The sequence below is a fragment of the Vibrio sp. GJ43-1 genome, assembly GCF_055808835.1.
On record NZ_CM147885.1, the window covers coordinates 27,188 to 43,671 of the forward strand.

The following is a 16,484-nucleotide window of genomic DNA, read 5'->3' on the forward strand; positions in this document are numbered from 1 at the left end:
CGCGCTCTTCTCCCAACGAACTGAATCAGGTAAGAAAAAGTTAAATCAGCGAAGAAAAAGCTGAATATGCGACATCCAGTCACAAAACCAGCCTGCATTAACTAGACACCATCCCACCTGTTGCATAATGTGTACAGAGCATCGCTATTGTTAGGAATTATGAATGGAATCATCAAGATTACACCGCCCTGTTTTGGTTTGGGTTGTTTTATTCGCCTCTACCTTGGTCGGATGTCGCGATTCTGAGCCCGTTTCACAAGCGGAAATAAAGCCTAAGTTAACGGTCGAATCTTTACAACTAGAGCAAGCAGAGCACTACAACGTCAAACGCGAGTATGTTGGAATAATTAAAGCTGCCCAAAAGGCAAATTTAGGGTTTGAGCTTGCGGGTAAAGTATCTGAAATTTACGTTGATGTTGGCGATCGCGTCGAAAAGGGACAATCGCTCCTAACACTGGATATCGAATTACTCAAAACAGAAGCTAATCAACTTAAAGCTCGAGATAGAGAGCTCAATGCACGCCTAGATTTGGTCAAAGCCAACCTCAAACGTCAACAAGCCTTAAAAGCCAATGGCTTTAGTGCGGAGGCGGAAATGGATGCACTAGATAGCGAAGTTAGCGTATTAAACTCAAGCCTACTTGGGCTGAAAGCCTCACGAAATGCAAACCAATTACGCCAGCAAAAATCAACAATCCGTGCCCCCTTTTCAGGCATCATCAGCCACCGTTTTGTCACCGTTGGTGATGTAGTCAATGTTGGAAAACCAACATTAACCGTCTTATCAAATCAGGCCAAAGAAGCCGCGATCGGCATTCCAGCTAAGCAGCTAAACAAAGTATCTGCGCTAGCTTCCCCACAAATTAGAGTCGGGAAAAGCACCTATTCTGCAACACTTATCAATCCAGGCGCCATTGTTGGTATCCATTCTCGAAGTGTTGGGTTGCGCTATCTATTACCCAACAACCTTGGTTTACTAGAAGGACAACTTGCTTACCTCGATTTTGATGAAAAGTACCACAAAACTGGGTTTTGGGTGCCGATTTCAGCCCTAACCGATGGCATGCGTGGTGTATGGAATGTCTACATTATCAACAGTAACGACACAATAGAAAGCCGCACGATACAGGTGCTATTTGCCGATCAAAATAAGGCCTACGTCCAAGGTGCGATTCACGCAGGCGAACGAATTGTCGCCAGTGGTTTACACAGAATCGTACCTGGTCAGCAAGTTAGCCCTTCACAATAGTAGGTAGGTATCATGAATTTCGTTAAGGCTATCGCTAATACTCGACTATTGATATTAATTACAACGTTGTTATTGGTCAGCGGATACGCAGCCTACTCTACCTTGCCTCGAGCAGAAGACCCTATTATCAGTAATCGCTTTGCAACCGTTACCACCGTCTTGCCGGGAGCCAGTGCTGAGCGCATCGAAGCTCTGGTCACTGAAGTCGTTGAGAATAAGTTACGAGAACTCAATCAAATTAAGGTACTCACCTCAACATCCCGTCCAGGTGTATCAATTGTGACCGTTGAACTCAATGATGATATCACTGAGCCTGAACCGGTTTGGTCACAAACCAGAGACAAGCTTGCCGATCTCCCCTCGTTGCTACCCGATGGTACCAGTACGCCTAAATTCGATAGTGACCACACCTATGCCTTTACCAGCATCATTGCATTAACTTGGAATGATGCCAGCGACGTAGACTTATTAATATTAGGTCGCTATGCAAAAGAGCTGGCTTCGCGCTTACGTAATCTCTCTGGTACCGAGTTCGTTGACGAATATGCACAACCCAAAGAGGAAATCCTCGTCAGCCTCGATACCTCCTCTGCTGCCGCGCTGGGACGATCTAGTAGCAATGTTCTTGAATCTTTGCATGGTGCCGACGCTAAAAACCCTGCAGGCGAACTGCTCAGCCTAAATCATCGCTTTGGGCTAGAAATTGCGTCCGAGCTAGACTCGCTCAACCGTGTAAGGCAAGTTCCCATTAATGTCGACGGTAAAGGGCACATGGTTCGTCTTGAGGACATTGCGACCGTTAGCCGGATGCCAAGCTTACCTGCAACCGAACTGGCCTACATCGACGGAAAAGTGGCTGTCATCGTGGCTGCTCGAATGCAGCAGGATCTGAGAGTTGACCGCTGGTCGGCAAGTATGGAAACGCTGGTCGAACAATTTCAACGTGATATTCCTAGCAACATTCATGTTGAGGTTATTTTTGACCAACAAGGGTATACCGATGCCAGAATGGGAGATCTCCGAGACAGTTTACTTCTTGGATTTGGTCTAATTTTAATCGTTCTACTGCTAACGCTAGGGGTAAGAGCCGCTATTTTAGTTGCCATTGCCTTGCCATTAACGTCAATGCTAACGCTAACGTTAATGAAAATAACTGGCTTACCGATTAATCAAATGTCAGTGACTGGACTGATTGTCGCGTTAGGCATCATGGTCGATAACGCCGTGGTGATGGTCGACACTATTCAGCATAATCGAGTGTTAGGCCAATCTAAATCCAACGCCACACGCGCTGCGCTCAAGCACCTATGGCTTCCTTTACTTGGCTCTACGCTGACCACGGTTCTTGCGTTTATGCCTATAATTTTAATGCCGGGTGCAACCTAGGTGAGTTCGTCAGTGGCATCGGCATTACCGTATGTTTCTCTCTCATTGGTTCATACCTTATTTCTCATACCCTAATTGCTTAGCTTCGCTACCCGCTTTTTACCCGCACATTATCAAGGTCGTCATTGGTACCATAGCGGGCTTTCGATTCCAGCCATGTCAAAATGGTTCGAGGCTAGTGTTCGATCCGCCATTCGACGTCCGATGGTCGCCATCGCTTTGGTGTTGGGCGTCGCAATCACCTAGTTTTTGGAGTACGACGCAATTAACTGAACAGTTTTTTCCTCCCTCCGACCGAGATATGTTCGAAGTTCAAATTTTTCTTCCTCCACAAGCAAGCATTGTTCAAACGAGCAATACGGCAATGCGTGTTGATGACATCATCCGTACCTACCCTAGTGTGGAACACACTAACTGGATGATTGGCGCCAATTTCCCATCGTTTTACTACAATTTGCAGGCCAACCAACAAAATGCGCCATACTTCGCGCAAGCCATGATCAAAACTAAAGACTTCGCTGATGCAAACCGTATTATTCCCTTGATCCAAAATGCCTTAAATCATCAAGTTCCTCAGGCACAGATTTTAGTTCGAAAACTTGAACAAGGTCCTCCATTTAAGGCACCAATTGAACTCAGAGTATTTGGAAACAACTTGGATACACTGAAATCTATTGGCCAAGACATTCGCCTTATCATGTCAAATACCCAGCATGTTACTCACACCAGAGAAACGCTACAGCCAGGGTTACCGAAAGTGAAGCTCATGGTTAACGAAGAGGCCTCACAACTCAATGGTATTACATTAAATAAATTCGCTCGTTTACTTCAAACAACACTCATTGGCCGTAACAGTGGCACCGTTTTAGAGGGTGGGGAATCCATTCCTATTCGAGTTCGCGTTTCCGACGATGAACGGGAAAACATTACCCATTTAGGTAATCTACGATTACCTATTGCCTCGGAGAACTATTCAACGGGTATAAGTGTCTCTACCCTTGCAGAAATGGAACTGACCACCAGCAGAGGGGCGATAACTCGCCGTGGTGGACAACGGGTCAACACTATTGAAGGCTATATAGAGTCAGGTGTATTACCTCAAGCGGTACTTATTGAGTTTAAACAAGCGCTGCAAAACTACACGCTACCTCCCGGCTACCATATTGAATTTGGGGGGAATCTGCTGGCAGAAATGAATCCATTAATAACTTAATATCAAACGTATTTGTCGTGGTGACTTTAATGGTATTGGTTGTGGTCATGTCGTTTAATTCATTTCGGATCAGCAGTATCATTTTCACGGTCGCAGGTCTGTCCGCGGGTTTAGGCATCTTATCCGTGTACTTATTCAATTACCCATTTGGTTTTACCGTGATCATTGGCCTACTCGGTGTCATCGGTCTTGCGATCAATGCTGCCATTGTCATATTGGCTGAATTAAAAGCGCGCCCCGAGACCAGTACTGGCGATGACGAAGCTATCGTCGACGCCGTCATGTCATGCACTCGCCATATTACCTCAACAACCATTACCACCGTTGGCGGTTTCATCCCATTAATCATTGCAGGTGGAGGGTTCTGGCCGCCATTTGCGATTGCGATTGCTGGCGGTACCGTATTAACAACGATTATTTCATTCTATTTTGTCCCAGCAGCCTACCGTATTGCTGTGTGGTAAGCCCCCTAAACACCTCAGCTCAACCCCCGTTACTGAGGGTTGATTACGCACTTTACACAAACTATTTACCAGTATACAAAGCGCTAACTTTCTGCAGCGCTTTATATACTGGTAAAATCCGCGACATGCCCCTTGCTAATTTTTATCATAAAGTGAGGATAGACCATTCCGTTTACATGGCTCTATTGACTTAGAGTGATAATAAATCACGCCATCATGCGCCTCTTCCGTATCCACTCAACGACCGCCAAACAAAAAACGACGACATAAATGAATTCGTTATCACCACACGCCAAACAACCGCATATTTTCAGCCTGAAAAACACTCTATACAGTCGATAAAATTCAGAGAGTTACGCGACAAATCATCAAGTTGGATTACGCTAACTTCCGTGAGTGTTTACCACAATATTTCGATAAGTGATTTTTGTCGTCATGGTCATTTTTATTCGTTTTACTCTTTGATACTCAAGCCTCATAGTCGCGGTGATTTCTTAATCAATCGCCCTTTTCTTTTACCAACCAATGAGGATCCTGCCTTGGAAAACACTCACGATTTCGCAGTTAAAGCTGGCTTTAAAGTACCTGTAATTGCGCTATCACTTTATGCCGTAGCATCAGGTTATCTTATGAGCCTGATCCCACTTATGCTTAACGAATATGGTATTGATGCCAGTCAAGCAAGTTGGTTGGCGAGTGTATTTTATGCCGGATTACTTGTAGGCGCGGTGGCTATTGAGCCCGCTGTGAAATACGTCGGGCATCGTATCGCTTTCGTAGCGTGCCTTGCCGTTTTCGTACTCACTATTATTGCGCTACCTTTGCTGCCTGTTGCCAGCGTTTGGTTGGTCGCTCGTTTTATCGCTGGTATTGCGGTGGCTGGGGTGTTTGTTATTGTTGAGTCTTGGTTGTTAACCGGTGACGAAACAAGCCGAGCGAAACGTCTTGGCTTGTACATGGGTTCACTGTATGGCGGCTCAGCACTGGGGCAGCTTGGTATTGGTCTGATTGGCGTTCAAGGCATTATGCCTTTCATCGTTATTTTGACCATGCTTAGTGCAGCCATTATGGTGTTGCTCTTCATCCCAACACAGCAGCCACAAAGTGCACATTCAACGCCATTAACATGGAAGCAAATGAGCAAATTAAGCCACGCAGCCATCATTGGATGTATTGTGTCAGGTTTAACACTCGGTTCGATTTACGGTCTTATGCTCGGTAGAGTTATCGCACCGCAATGTGTCTCAAGGGCACCTTAGTGCTCTAATGGCGTTAGTGATCTTGGGCGGCATGGCAGTACAACCTATTGTGCCAAAGCTCATTCATAAAGTGGGCCGTACGCCACTGATGGGTATGTTTTGCTTGGTCGGTGTATTTGCGATCGGGTTAGTGATTTTAAGCAGCGACCTTAGCGTATTAGCGGTCAGCTTATTCCTCATCGGTTTTTCATGCTTCGCACTCTACCCGATTGCGATCAATCTAGGTTGTGACAAACTGGATGAAAACAATATTGTCTCTGCAACACAAGTGATGCTCTTTTGCTACAGCATTGGCTCAGTTGCAGGGCCCGTTATTGCCGATTGGTTTATGAATGGTACACAAGGCCTTATGGCATACTTGCTTGCGACTATGATGGCAACAGCCATTTACATGATCATTGCAAGCATTACGACCAAGAAGCACATGGTGGCTGGAGAGTAATCTCTTCGCCTGACCATTTCTCCGGCAATTAGTCTCTCTAGTTTCTCCCGCTACTATCACCGACAAGCCATCGAGTCTAACTCGATGGCTTAACTTTTAAGCTTGTTTTGTTGTAATCAAGCCTGTCATCGGTGTAATCGCCTCACTATCTGGGAACACATTCAGCAACGTACCGCTTTCCGCTAGATAATGATCAGCAAGCACGCCCTTTATGACAGCTCTCACATCCGTCGTAGGAGCTAAATCTCTGCCTTCGAACAATTTATCATCAGCTAAACCCGGCCAATCAGAAACTACTTGCCCTTTTTTAATCGCGCCACCAGCTAATAACATGACATTTGCCGTGCCATGATCTGTGCCTTTGGTGCCATTTTCTCGTGCGGTTCGACCAAACTCACTCGCACACATTACTACCGTTGATGACCACTTTTCACCTAAAGCGGATTTCAGTGCCAGCAACCCTTCATCCAATTTTTTCAGCTGGTTTGCTAGTCGTCCCTGAGTGGTTCCCTGCGCTGAGTGTGTATCCCAACCGCCAAGCTCTAGCACCGCAATATTGGGCCCTTGTGGTGAGTTAATAAACTTACCCGCCTGCGTCATCAAGTTAGCAAATTGCTTGCTTTGACTTCCTGTCCCTAGCATCTTCTCTAACTTCATCGCTTCTGAGAAATTGGAGCCAAGCTCGGGGTCGGATTGGAACAGATCAGATAAGATCAGCGCTTGCTCTTCTTTCGCCTTAAGTTTGTGAGGATACCAACTACTTACTTTCATCTCTCCCTGAGCAATTAACGGTAAACCAGAATCGATGGCTATCGCTAAGTTACGCTTCTCACTCATCAAAAATCGATTGAGCCACCCTTCCCGTTCAGATGGATGTAATGTGCCATTTTCTAACACCTTCTGACCATCAAAATGCGATCGACTGCGATACCCAGTGGCACAAGCATGAACAAACATCGCCTCATCGTTTTGATACCACTCAAAGACATTTTTGAGCGCCGGGTTCAACCCATAACCACCATCTAACCCTTGCAGTTCATTGGCGTTAAAAGCTAGGTTCGGTCTAAGCACCGAGTACGCTGTATCAAATGTCGGTACCACCACATTCAGTCCATCCATCGCGCCTCTTAGTGTCACCCATACGAAAACATTCGGGCTTGCAGTTGCGGCAAAGGCGAGATTAGGTAGGCAAGTCACTAGCGACGTTGCACCAATGCCTTTCAAAAAATTTCTACGTGATGTCATTGTTCACCTACCTATACTGAAACTGAGGACTCATCCACAGCACCACCAACTTGGACACGGCATCTTGCGCTTTCTCAATCGCCACAAGGGTGTGCTCATCAACATTCTTGCCATACAGCCTTTGAAGGATATTATCGATATAGTCTTGCGGACGCTGTTTATTGCGCTTTAATTGTCGAACCGCAAGTTGTGCGACTTGATTCGCTACCTGCCATCGTTGAGTCAACCCCGAAGCACTATTATAGTCAGCATCTTGATCCGACCACCCGGCAGGCGAACCCGCCATGAAAGGCTCTTGCCCAAGCTGCCGTAGCATGTAATGCATTTGCTTTTGATTAGGCTCAAAATCTGCGCTACGTAATACGGCGAAATACCACTCTTGCGGCGTTCTAAATCTTAAGTACTGCGGCTCATTTGCTAATGGGCTAGCTATTAGCATCTCGTAAACTGGCATCAACTGACCTTTTTTTCCAGCCATACGCTCGCCAACGCCTCAACTAATTCTTCATGACCAGCACCGTAAAAGTGCTGGACTAACTTTCCACACACATGCCGCGCGGTCTCTGGACGCAATGCTAAGTCCGCTAAACACGCGATGCCCTGCGCTTCGCCCTCTTGCGAGTAAACCGTATTTAATACTTGTATTGCCCCCGGTTCATGCAAGGCTGGTCTAAAAATATAGCCCGCCTCTTTTGATCCCATGGTGACTGTCCAGCCCGTAATGCCCTGCGCAAGTTCTATGACATCCGTTTGTGTATAACCACCACTCACACCCAATGTGTGTAATTCAAGTATCTCCCGAGCAAGGTTTTCATTCAGTCCTTTATTGCGTTTCTTGCCCGCTTTTGAATTCGGCCCAATAGACTGATGGTTATCCAGAAACATCAGCATAGTCGGGTGCTGACAGACGGCAATCAACATAGAACTAAAGTCAGACTTCCAAGCCGTACGAATCACATCATTTTCTACGCCAGACGCAATAGGTCGCACACGTCGCGTGTCAGCAGAAATAGCAAAATGGTTGCTCCAGAATTGAATGAGCCGTTCTTGGAGTCCATAAGGTGAATAGAGTGATTGAAGATTACGCGCATGAACAAGGGTTCGGTAACTCTCTTGAAAGAAAGCGTTATTGGTTTTAGAGAACGTCTGTTTTTCTTCCGGAGTCTTGGCATCCTTACGTCGACGGTTCAGTTCACCCATATGCGCCAGCATTTCAAAGGTCGAGGGCAGCTCGGCGATCAATTCATTGGTATAGTTATCTACCTGAATCTGCTTTTCCGGCGAAAGAGGAGTGCTAGCATCTCCAACCCGTATACCTAACCCAAATCGTTGTGGAGCGGTCACCGCCCGAATTTGCATACTGTCCATGCTACCTCTTACCTCACTGTCACCTTTCCCGCTTTTATTTTAGACTGAAAGCATAAATAGCAACACTGATAAACGTGGTCAAAACACACAATACATACAAATAATCCATAAGATGCCTGCGCAATATTTTTGTTATATATATCTGTTTTTATGCTCTTTTAGGTCATCGTTGCGTTTTCTTTTTCTCTTGTTATCAAATTTGATAACTAGCCCAAAGAAACAACACTTCACGCAGAATAAAAGATGCACAAATGTTACTCGGTTGTTATATTTTGTATATTAGCAAAGGAGAGAAAACGAAATGGACGAACTACAATTTTACGTCACTCATGACTATTGCCCAACCTGCAATGCCGTCACGACACAGGATGTGTTTGAATTGAATGAGCAACATACTCATGATGGTCAACAAGTAGGTGTGAAAACCGAGCACACGTGTGAACGTTGTCAGTCTTCCTATTAGTCACTTCGATTATTAGTTACGATTCGGTTTATAGCGAAGATTCGCTTTATAGCAGCAATCGGCTTAGTTAACCCTATTGCACAGCTAGTCATGATGAATAAAAGATAAAAAACGGCGCTCATTATAGAGCGCCGTTTCTATTTAGTCTTTATTTTGTGTTCTTGTCGGTTTTTGCGAAAGCAAATGACCTATGAACGTTTAGGTTGCATATAGGTTTTGCTTACTGCTTTGTACGTGTCGCTTTGCTTTAAGTCAAAAAGAGCATCAAAGAACCAAGCGACAAATTTAATGACGTCATCGCCTTCGTTCATGATGTGCTCGACATACTCTTCATCTTCACCAGTATCATTGGTTCGAACAGACACATGATAGATACGTTGTTCACCATCAACATCCGCCAAAGCAAACTGACCCGTTAGGCTTTCTGCCGCTTCTGCAACGTCTGCATCATCACATGCTTTTAGTGCGTTTAACGCATCAGGTAGTACTTTAAATAAGCACAGTTCTTTTACCAACTTTTCGAATTCATCTTGTTGCATTAGTGTCACCCTATTGTCGTTACGATTATAAGCTCGCAACTTTCATTTCTTGTTTCTTAAGCATCGCATCCAGCTCATCTCGACGGGCGATAAATTGCTTAAGTTCGCTCTTTGGCACAGAGTCTGCCATAGGAATGTTTGCACGCATAGCGTTAACCTAGGTCTACCACGCACGATTAGCTCATAATGCAAATGGGGACCTAGTTACACGCCCAGTAGCACCAGATAAGCCAATGCGTTGCCCGCGGGTAATTTTCTGTCCCTTTTTCACCAGTATTTTACTTAAGTGTAGATAACGCGTTTTATATGGACCACCGTGGTCAACAACAACATACTTACCCGCATAAGGGTGATTCCTCACCATGGCCACAACACCATCCCCTGTGGTTAACATCGGCGTACCAGTGCGCACACCAAAATCGGTACCATTATGTGGCGAAACTCGTCCTGTCACCGGGTGGCGACGGTTAGGATTGAAACCCGATGTAATTCGGGTGTTTTTTACTGGGTAGCGCATAAACGCACGTTGCAGGCTTTCACCTGCGGCATCGTAGTACTGACCATTCGAATGCAAATAAGCCGAGTACATAGCGCCACGGTTAAAAATCTTGATCGCTTGAATTTCCGAATTTCCCGTTGGTACACCCTCTACCGTTTGACTACTTTTGACGACTTCAAATTGATCGCCAGCACGTAAGTCTCGAGCAAAATTAATCTTATCTTTTAATAAGGTAACCACTTGACTAATTTCATTTGGACCGAGGCCAAGCTTATTGGCAGAAGCTGAAAAGCTGCCATTAATCTCACCGACTAGCGCCGCACTGCTCCAAACCCCTGGTATTGAAATATCTTCGAATTCAAAGCTACCGTCATCCAGTCGATGATACACGGCTTTTTCTGCGACATTACGACCTAATTCTAACTTAGTCAGAGCTTGAGTTTCCTCATCCTGCCAAAAGCGAATTTTATCGCCAGGACGCAGCGTATCTAGTACCAAGAAGTTCAGGTCTGTTTCCATTACAGACATCATATCTCTGTAAGGGAAACCAAGCTGATCAAAAATTTGGCTTAAACTGTCACCAGATTGAACCGTATAAGCGTATTTAGGAGGCTGAACCTCTACGGTTTTATTGGCTGACAATGCCTCGACGATAGGAGAGTCATTAAGATCTAAGTCAACCGTTCCTTTTAACGTAGAGTCAGGCAGACTGTGTAAAAAAGCAAAGGCGGCCAAAAACGGCACGGTGAAAGCAATGCTTCTTTTCAATTTTGAGTTACGAGCCTGAGTGCTTGCCGCACTTGGTTCGCCCGGTATTTGATTTGATTGCACAATGGTTCCAATGCAGCTCATAAGAAGGCTAATAGAGTAAACTTTTCTGATGTCAATTGCATCAGTCGTTAGGGAAAGAAAACGTAAAACATGTGATTAGAATGTAAAAAAGCGAAGCTATGAGCTTCGCTTTTCATAAAAAGGGTACCATTTCGATTAGACCGTTCTAACTTAGACCGTTCTAACTTAGGCAGTTCTAACAATACAGTTATCAGCGCCGAAACCATTCGGCACATAGTGGTCCGCTTCGGCATCGTTCACCCACTCGGTATCATTAACCAGATAACGGAATTGATACTCCGCACCTTTTGGCAGTCGAGTACGGTATTTAAACGACTTAGATTTGGCGACTTTCTTCATTTGAATTGGCTGCCAATCATGAAACTCTGCCATCAACACCACACTATCAACATTCGCTGCATCGAGTTCGAACGTTACCTCTACTTCATCTTTCGTTTTAAAAAAACGCTTATTGATCATCGCAAGCTCCATTTGTACAAAAAATAACAACATCTAGGTGCATACTATTCAATTAAACTCACATTCACAACACTGAGAGCACGACAAAATCATCAAACAGCCCAATAACACACGAAACCTATTGGCAGTTTAGTTGATTGATTTTTGCAGTTTCACACGTTAACGTGACCTCTTTCTGCGGGCTCTCACTCATCGCCTGCCCTGCAGCATGCTGTTTAAAACGCACTTCAATAGGATGTTTCCATTCCACCTTAGACACCTGCACCCTGTCACCAAGCAACACCGAGTCTACAAGAATGATCCTTTGTCTTGCTGTATCCCAATCAAACAATCCTAGGTAATAAAACACACCTGACCCTTGATTACTAACCGCAAAAGGAACAATGACTTTGGACAACACACCTTGTTCCATTTGCTCTTGTTTAAATTGATACAACAAGTAAACATGACCGCGCTCCATACCGTTATCGTATCGTCCCGATGCGACTTGCTTAACCTGGTCAATATCAGTAAGTAAAGAAAACGCGCTGGTCTCTGGCACCTGAAGCGTCCAAGGGTTTGGCGTAGATAATCCTAGAATTTGATTGACCACCTCATCACTTTGCATTTGCTGTGAGGGAAATTTGGCTAAGATCTCTTCATCCGTTAACGAGAATCGATAAACCCCTGCAATGACAACAATAAGCAACAAGACAATAGGCACCAATAAAATGAGTGGGATAGGCAACTTTTTTCTTTTCATACTGGTTTAGCTCTGATTCCATATTTTGAAACAATTCCATTTCGATACCCTATGTCTTCGGTACCACCTTTGCTTTAGATTCTATCGTGTCGCGAGTGAACTCGCACGTTCAAAGTCTGGCTTACCCACTATACTGTAACCATCGCTAACGCCACGGATGAATAAAGCAGGGCAAACTTTGCGGAGATTATGAATATTTAGTCTTCATTGATGAATAGTATTGCTTCGACGAGCAAAAAAAGTAATCTTTGCCCCACTTGAGCAAATATGGATGTTTAGTGAATAATCAAGCGATGGAACCGCTGATATTAACTAGTTGTAACACGAGATAAAAATGCAAAATAGCGCTCAACCTGTCCCTGAGACAGGCAAAAAAGGCAATTTCTGGATGTTTTTCATCCCGTCATTAGTGGGTTTATTCCTGTTTATGGCACCTATTAGCTACGATGGTGGTTTGACGATTCCTGTCGCCGTTTTAGCCAAATCTCTACAAGCGGCAGTGGGCGACATTATCGTCCCTCTTGTCACCGCAATTATTGCTTTAATGGCAGCAGCGTCTATTTTAACTCGCATTTTTAAGCCTGCTTTTATCAACAATAACGATTTCCTAAATGGCCTATTCAACCCAAGTCCAATGTGGTTAGCGGTAAGACTTATTGGTGGCATTGCTGCCATGATGACTTACTTTCAATTTGGTCCTGAAGCCATTTGGGAAGAGAACACTGGTGGGTTGGTCTTAGAGGGCTTATTACCAACACTGTTTTCGGTATTCATCTTCGCTGGATTATTGCTTCCATTGCTGCTCAACTTCGGTCTATTAGAGCTGTTTGGCGCGCTATTAAGTAAAATTATGCGCCCGATATTCAACCTACCTGGTCGTGGCGCGATTGACTGTATGGCGTCTTGGCTTGGAGATGGCAGCGTCGGTATTCTATTAACCAGTAAGCAATACGAAGCCAAATTTTACACCATGCGCGAAGCGGCGGTGATTGGTACGACCTTCTCAGCGGTGTCGATTACGTTTAGCCTTGTGGTTATTGCTCAGGTTGAATTGGAACACCTATTCTTACCATTTTATGGCGCTATTTGCTTAGCGGGTATCGTTGCTGCCATCATTATTCCTCGCCTTCCACCACTTAGAAATAAGAAAGACGTATTTATTGATGGCACTAAACCTGCCGCCGATGCCGAGGTCACGCCTACTGGTATGTCTACCTTCTCTTGGGGTTTAGATATGGCGCTTAAACGCGCAGGCACGGTGACTTCTGCTAAGTCAGTATTTGGTGAAGGTATCAAGAATGCCGTCGACATGGTCTTTGGTGTCCTTCCTGTAGTCATGGGTTTGGGTACCGTTGCTCTAGTCATTGCGGAATACACGACCGTGTTTGAAGTATTAGGCACTCCGTTCATCCCATACCTAGAGTTATTGGGTGTTCCAGAGGCTGTGGCAGCGTCGAAGACGATTGTTGTTGGTTTTGCTGACATGTTCATCCCGTCGATTCTTGCCGCTTCCATTGATAACGAAATGACGCGTTTCGTCATTGCAGCAATGTCGGTTACTCAGCTTATTTACATGTCTGAAGTCGGTGCTCTGCTGTTAGGCAGCCGTATCCCAGTTAATATTATCGAACTGTTCGCTATTTTCATCTTGCGTACACTGATTACGCTACCTGTGATTGCGGGTGTTGCTCACCTGATTTTCTAATCACGAATACGAAAATCAAAGGCTCGCTTCGGCGAGCCTTTTTTATTGCAGCGCTACTTCACCCGGTCGAGTTCTATCTTCGTTAATCATCGCGGTTAACTTTGATAACTAGTACGACGCCCCTCACTTCGACAGACACTCCTAACATATCCCTATAAGTGCCACAGCCAGTTCAAAGCCATGAGAGACCGATTATCGCTTACTGGAAGCCAACCCATACATGCAACCGTTCAACGGACACACAGGGCGATATAGAGCTCGATACTGTTAATGTGCATTCACCTCCCTAAGCAAACTAAGCGGCGATACTTCTAGCAACACGTTCATCCGAGCTAACGCCTTAGAATACGACAACGTAGATAACGGTTATGTGGCCTCACAGCGTCGCTGTGAACCTATAACATCCTACGTAACAGAGGGACGTCTATAACCACGATAGGGAAGTCCAGAGTTCGGTTAATGATTAACTGCTGCGCCAAACAAACAAAAACGGAGCCAACAGGCTCCGTTTATCTACATTTATCAGCAGTGTTTTAATTCTATACGTTTAAGCGATACGCTTAGAAGAAGTATTTAAAACGAACACGAACGCCTTTGTCGTCATCTTCAGCAAAGTTACTTGATGCAGTCTGAGCTGCATCCGTTTTGTCATCTACTGTTGTGTAGTATGCACCTAGGTAGATAGAGAAATCATCAACCGTGAGAACATCAGCAAATTCATAAGATGCATACCAAGTATTCACGTTCACATCACCCGAAGCGTAGCTAGTAGATACTTCTTTGTTTTCATATTCGTTAGCGGCGTGGATAAAACCAAGACCAAAGCCTTTGTATAGAGCGTTAACACCAACAGACATGTTGTTCTCATCAACTGCATCCATGTACGCGAAGTTAGCAATCAAGTTCCAATCTGTTGTTGAGTAGTTCGCCGTTAAGCCATAACCTTTACGGTCTGAGATATCAACTTCACCATTAACGCCATCCACAACTACCGCATCTTTAACTAGGTTTGCTTCCATTGAGGCAGCAATTCCGAAACCACCCATTTGGTAGCCGACTACCGGACGTAATAATACTGCGTCTTTCGTGCTCTTAACATCCTTTCCGTGGTACTGACGTTGACCTACGTTACTCGGTAGTGCCAAATAGCACATCTCGCTCGCCTATCATTGAAGCAACTTCAACATATAGATTATCAAATGATTGGCTATACATTAGCTGACCGCTAGAGCCACGACCACGACCTTCTTTCATTTGGTATACATAAGCAGAACCATCCTGAACAAGATCGTTCGCTGTATCACCAGAGTACTCAAGGAACGTATCTTGACCTACTGGGAACATATCAAATGCTTCGAAACGACCCATACGTAGGTTCCAGCCTTCTTGAGCACCGAACGCAAACCATGCATCATCTAGCGCAACATTGCCGCTGCTTTCCATTAACGGTTGCACATTAACCTGTAAAACGTGGCCATTTTGTGTGTAACGCTCTCCAGCAAATTCAAGAAGAATACGCCCTGTTTGGTCGAACTCTTTTGACGTTTGTGATTCACGATCTTGGAAGTTGAAATCGAATTCAACGTCACCGCCGATTGAGAAGTTACCTGTTTCATTATCAACAATGCTGATTCCAGCATTGGCACCCATTGCTGTTGACACTAAGATTGCAGCAAGCGAAAGCTTAAATGTGTTTTTCATTATGAACCCCGAGAAATGTAATAAAATTTTTATTGTTCGGCTCTTATCTTCGCCTTTACTTAGTTAACTTCTATGAGCCAATCATTTGCAAAGGGAATAACCAAGATGCCTAAAAGTTATATATCCAATGAACGAGGTAAAGTTTCACTAAAAAAAAGAATATCGACAATCCTAATAATTTAAAAATGCCTATCTAAATCACGCTTTTAGATAAATATAAATATCGTTATATATCAACATCTTATATATAAATAAATATATGTTTAGCATAAAAGATATTTTTTAATGTAATTGATGGGAACTTTTTATCAGGAAAAATAAATTCAGTGATTGAGATCACGGTGTAGACTAATGAAACAATAAGAAACATTGCTGCAATAGTGTTAACTAATAGTTTTATAATTGTAAGTCACTGACTAATCTGGGCGCAATTTAAACCTCGATAATACGACATGACAACTCGTCGCTATACTCATACTAGGACGCCCCTTGTTCAGGTGTCGCCATTTCAACACATAAGCAACATGTCCCTTAATAACTTCTTGCTATTAGCCGAGATTGAACTAGTTTAAAATATAGAAGCTAGTTTGATTGGAGGCATGGCGTTATGGAAAGAACTCTAGAAAAGGAAATCGTAACGACGGTGCATGATCTTAATAACGCTCAATTACTTGAAGTGAAACGCTTTATAGAAACCATGACGTCAACCAAGCACAGTAGAGAACTGCTGAGTGAGGAAGAGATAGACATGATTCGTTCACTCACCTCTCGCCATCAACGTAAATAGCAAGACTGTATATAGTCTTATTGGACAGATTAAACACAAAGAGGCCAGCATTCTGCTGGCCTCTTTGTGTTTAACTATTTTAAGATGACACGAAGCTAAAAAGTGACAGCG

10 protein-coding genes and 4 pseudogenes are annotated in these 16,484 nt (G+C 44.3%); 6 read left to right on the top strand and 8 right to left on the bottom strand.

Going from position 1 to position 16,484, the window contains the following annotated elements:
- Positions 1–163: 163 nt before the first annotated feature.
- From AC0L66_RS17295 to AC0L66_RS17305, 3 genes and pseudogenes are all read left to right on the top strand, one after another.
- Positions 164–1,249 (top strand): efflux RND transporter periplasmic adaptor subunit, encoded by a 1,086-nt coding sequence (locus tag AC0L66_RS17295; RefSeq protein ID WP_473570092.1) that lies wholly within the window; start codon positions 164–166, stop codon positions 1,247–1,249.
- Between the two features lie 12 nt (positions 1,250–1,261).
- Positions 1,262–4,312 (top strand): annotated as a pseudogene (locus AC0L66_RS17300) (efflux RND transporter permease subunit).
- Between the two features lie 539 nt (positions 4,313–4,851).
- Positions 4,852–6,013 (top strand): annotated as a pseudogene (locus AC0L66_RS17305) (MFS transporter).
- 96 nt (positions 6,014–6,109) lie between these two features.
- On the opposite strand, the gene AC0L66_RS17310 reads toward AC0L66_RS17305, so the two are convergent.
- Together AC0L66_RS17310 and AC0L66_RS17315 are read right to left on the bottom strand one after the other, a co-directional pair.
- On the bottom strand, positions 6,110–7,258 hold the full coding sequence (locus AC0L66_RS17310) for a DUF1501 domain-containing protein (RefSeq protein WP_265677756.1): 1,149 nt from the start codon (positions 7,256–7,258) through the stop codon (positions 6,110–6,112).
- A 7-nt stretch (positions 7,259–7,265) separates the two neighbouring features.
- Positions 7,266–8,626: pseudogene (locus tag AC0L66_RS17315) on the bottom strand (DUF1800 domain-containing protein).
- Between the two features lie 301 nt (positions 8,627–8,927).
- Between AC0L66_RS17315 and AC0L66_RS17320 the strand changes: the two are divergent.
- A complete protein-coding gene (locus AC0L66_RS17320) occupies positions 8,928–9,089 on the top strand; it encodes a hypothetical protein (protein WP_265677754.1) in 162 nt (53 codons plus the stop codon).
- A gap of 188 nt (positions 9,090–9,277) precedes the next feature.
- Here the strand turns inward: AC0L66_RS17320 and AC0L66_RS17325 are convergent, their stop codons facing one another.
- From AC0L66_RS17325 to AC0L66_RS17340, 4 genes and pseudogenes are all read right to left on the bottom strand, one after another.
- Positions 9,278–9,628, bottom strand: coding sequence for a hypothetical protein (locus AC0L66_RS17325; protein WP_473570095.1), 351 nt, complete (start codon positions 9,626–9,628; stop codon positions 9,278–9,280).
- 25 nt (positions 9,629–9,653) lie between these two features.
- Positions 9,654–10,979 (bottom strand): annotated as a pseudogene (locus AC0L66_RS17330) (peptidoglycan DD-metalloendopeptidase family protein).
- 165 nt (positions 10,980–11,144) lie between these two features.
- Complete coding sequence (locus AC0L66_RS17335; RefSeq protein ID WP_265677750.1) at positions 11,145–11,438, bottom strand: isoamylase early set domain-containing protein; 294 nt, start codon at positions 11,436–11,438, stop codon at positions 11,145–11,147.
- A gap of 118 nt (positions 11,439–11,556) precedes the next feature.
- On the bottom strand, positions 11,557–12,180 hold the full coding sequence (locus AC0L66_RS17340; protein ID WP_265677749.1) for a hypothetical protein: 624 nt from the start codon (positions 12,178–12,180) through the stop codon (positions 11,557–11,559).
- A 334-nt stretch (positions 12,181–12,514) separates the two neighbouring features.
- On the opposite strand from AC0L66_RS17340, the gene AC0L66_RS17345 reads away from it, so the two are divergent.
- Positions 12,515–13,885, top strand: a complete 1,371-nt coding sequence (locus AC0L66_RS17345) for a YjiH family protein (protein ID WP_473570097.1) — start codon at positions 12,515–12,517, stop codon at positions 13,883–13,885.
- Positions 13,886–14,445: 560 nt separating this feature from the next.
- Here AC0L66_RS17345 and AC0L66_RS17350 read toward each other — a convergent pair.
- On the bottom strand, positions 14,446–15,039 hold the full coding sequence (locus tag AC0L66_RS17350) for a carbohydrate porin (protein ID WP_473570099.1): 594 nt from the start codon (positions 15,037–15,039) through the stop codon (positions 14,446–14,448).
- Positions 15,014–15,586, bottom strand: coding sequence for a carbohydrate porin (locus AC0L66_RS17355; RefSeq protein WP_473570101.1), 573 nt, complete (start codon positions 15,584–15,586; stop codon positions 15,014–15,016). The genes AC0L66_RS17350 and AC0L66_RS17355 overlap by 26 nt, the downstream gene beginning before the upstream one ends.
- Positions 15,587–16,193: 607 nt before the next feature.
- On the opposite strand from AC0L66_RS17355, the gene AC0L66_RS17360 reads away from it, so the two are divergent.
- Positions 16,194–16,373, top strand: a complete 180-nt coding sequence (locus AC0L66_RS17360) for a hypothetical protein (protein WP_265675319.1) — start codon at positions 16,194–16,196, stop codon at positions 16,371–16,373.
- The last annotated feature ends 111 nt before the right edge of the window (positions 16,374–16,484 follow it).

Coding starts and splice junctions, on each gene's coding strand:
- AC0L66_RS17355 (WP_473570101.1), bottom strand. CDS start 15,586: ATGAAAAACACATTTAAGCTTTCGCTTGCTGCAATCTTAGTGTCAACA.
- AC0L66_RS17310 (WP_265677756.1), bottom strand. CDS start 7,258: ATGACATCACGTAGAAATTTTTTGAAAGGCATTGGTGCAACGTCGCTA.
- AC0L66_RS17320 (WP_265677754.1), top strand. CDS start 8,928: ATGGACGAACTACAATTTTACGTCACTCATGACTATTGCCCAACCTGC.
- AC0L66_RS17295 (WP_473570092.1), top strand. CDS start 164: ATGGAATCATCAAGATTACACCGCCCTGTTTTGGTTTGGGTTGTTTTA.
- AC0L66_RS17335 (WP_265677750.1), bottom strand. CDS start 11,438: ATGATCAATAAGCGTTTTTTTAAAACGAAAGATGAAGTAGAGGTAACG.
- AC0L66_RS17340 (WP_265677749.1), bottom strand. CDS start 12,180: ATGAAAAGAAAAAAGTTGCCTATCCCACTCATTTTATTGGTGCCTATT.
- AC0L66_RS17360 (WP_265675319.1), top strand. CDS start 16,194: ATGGAAAGAACTCTAGAAAAGGAAATCGTAACGACGGTGCATGATCTT.
- AC0L66_RS17345 (WP_473570097.1), top strand. CDS start 12,515: ATGCAAAATAGCGCTCAACCTGTCCCTGAGACAGGCAAAAAAGGCAAT.
- AC0L66_RS17325 (WP_473570095.1), bottom strand. CDS start 9,628: ATGCAACAAGATGAATTCGAAAAGTTGGTAAAAGAACTGTGCTTATTT.
- AC0L66_RS17350 (WP_473570099.1), bottom strand. CDS start 15,039: ATGTGCTATTTGGCACTACCGAGTAACGTAGGTCAACGTCAGTACCAC.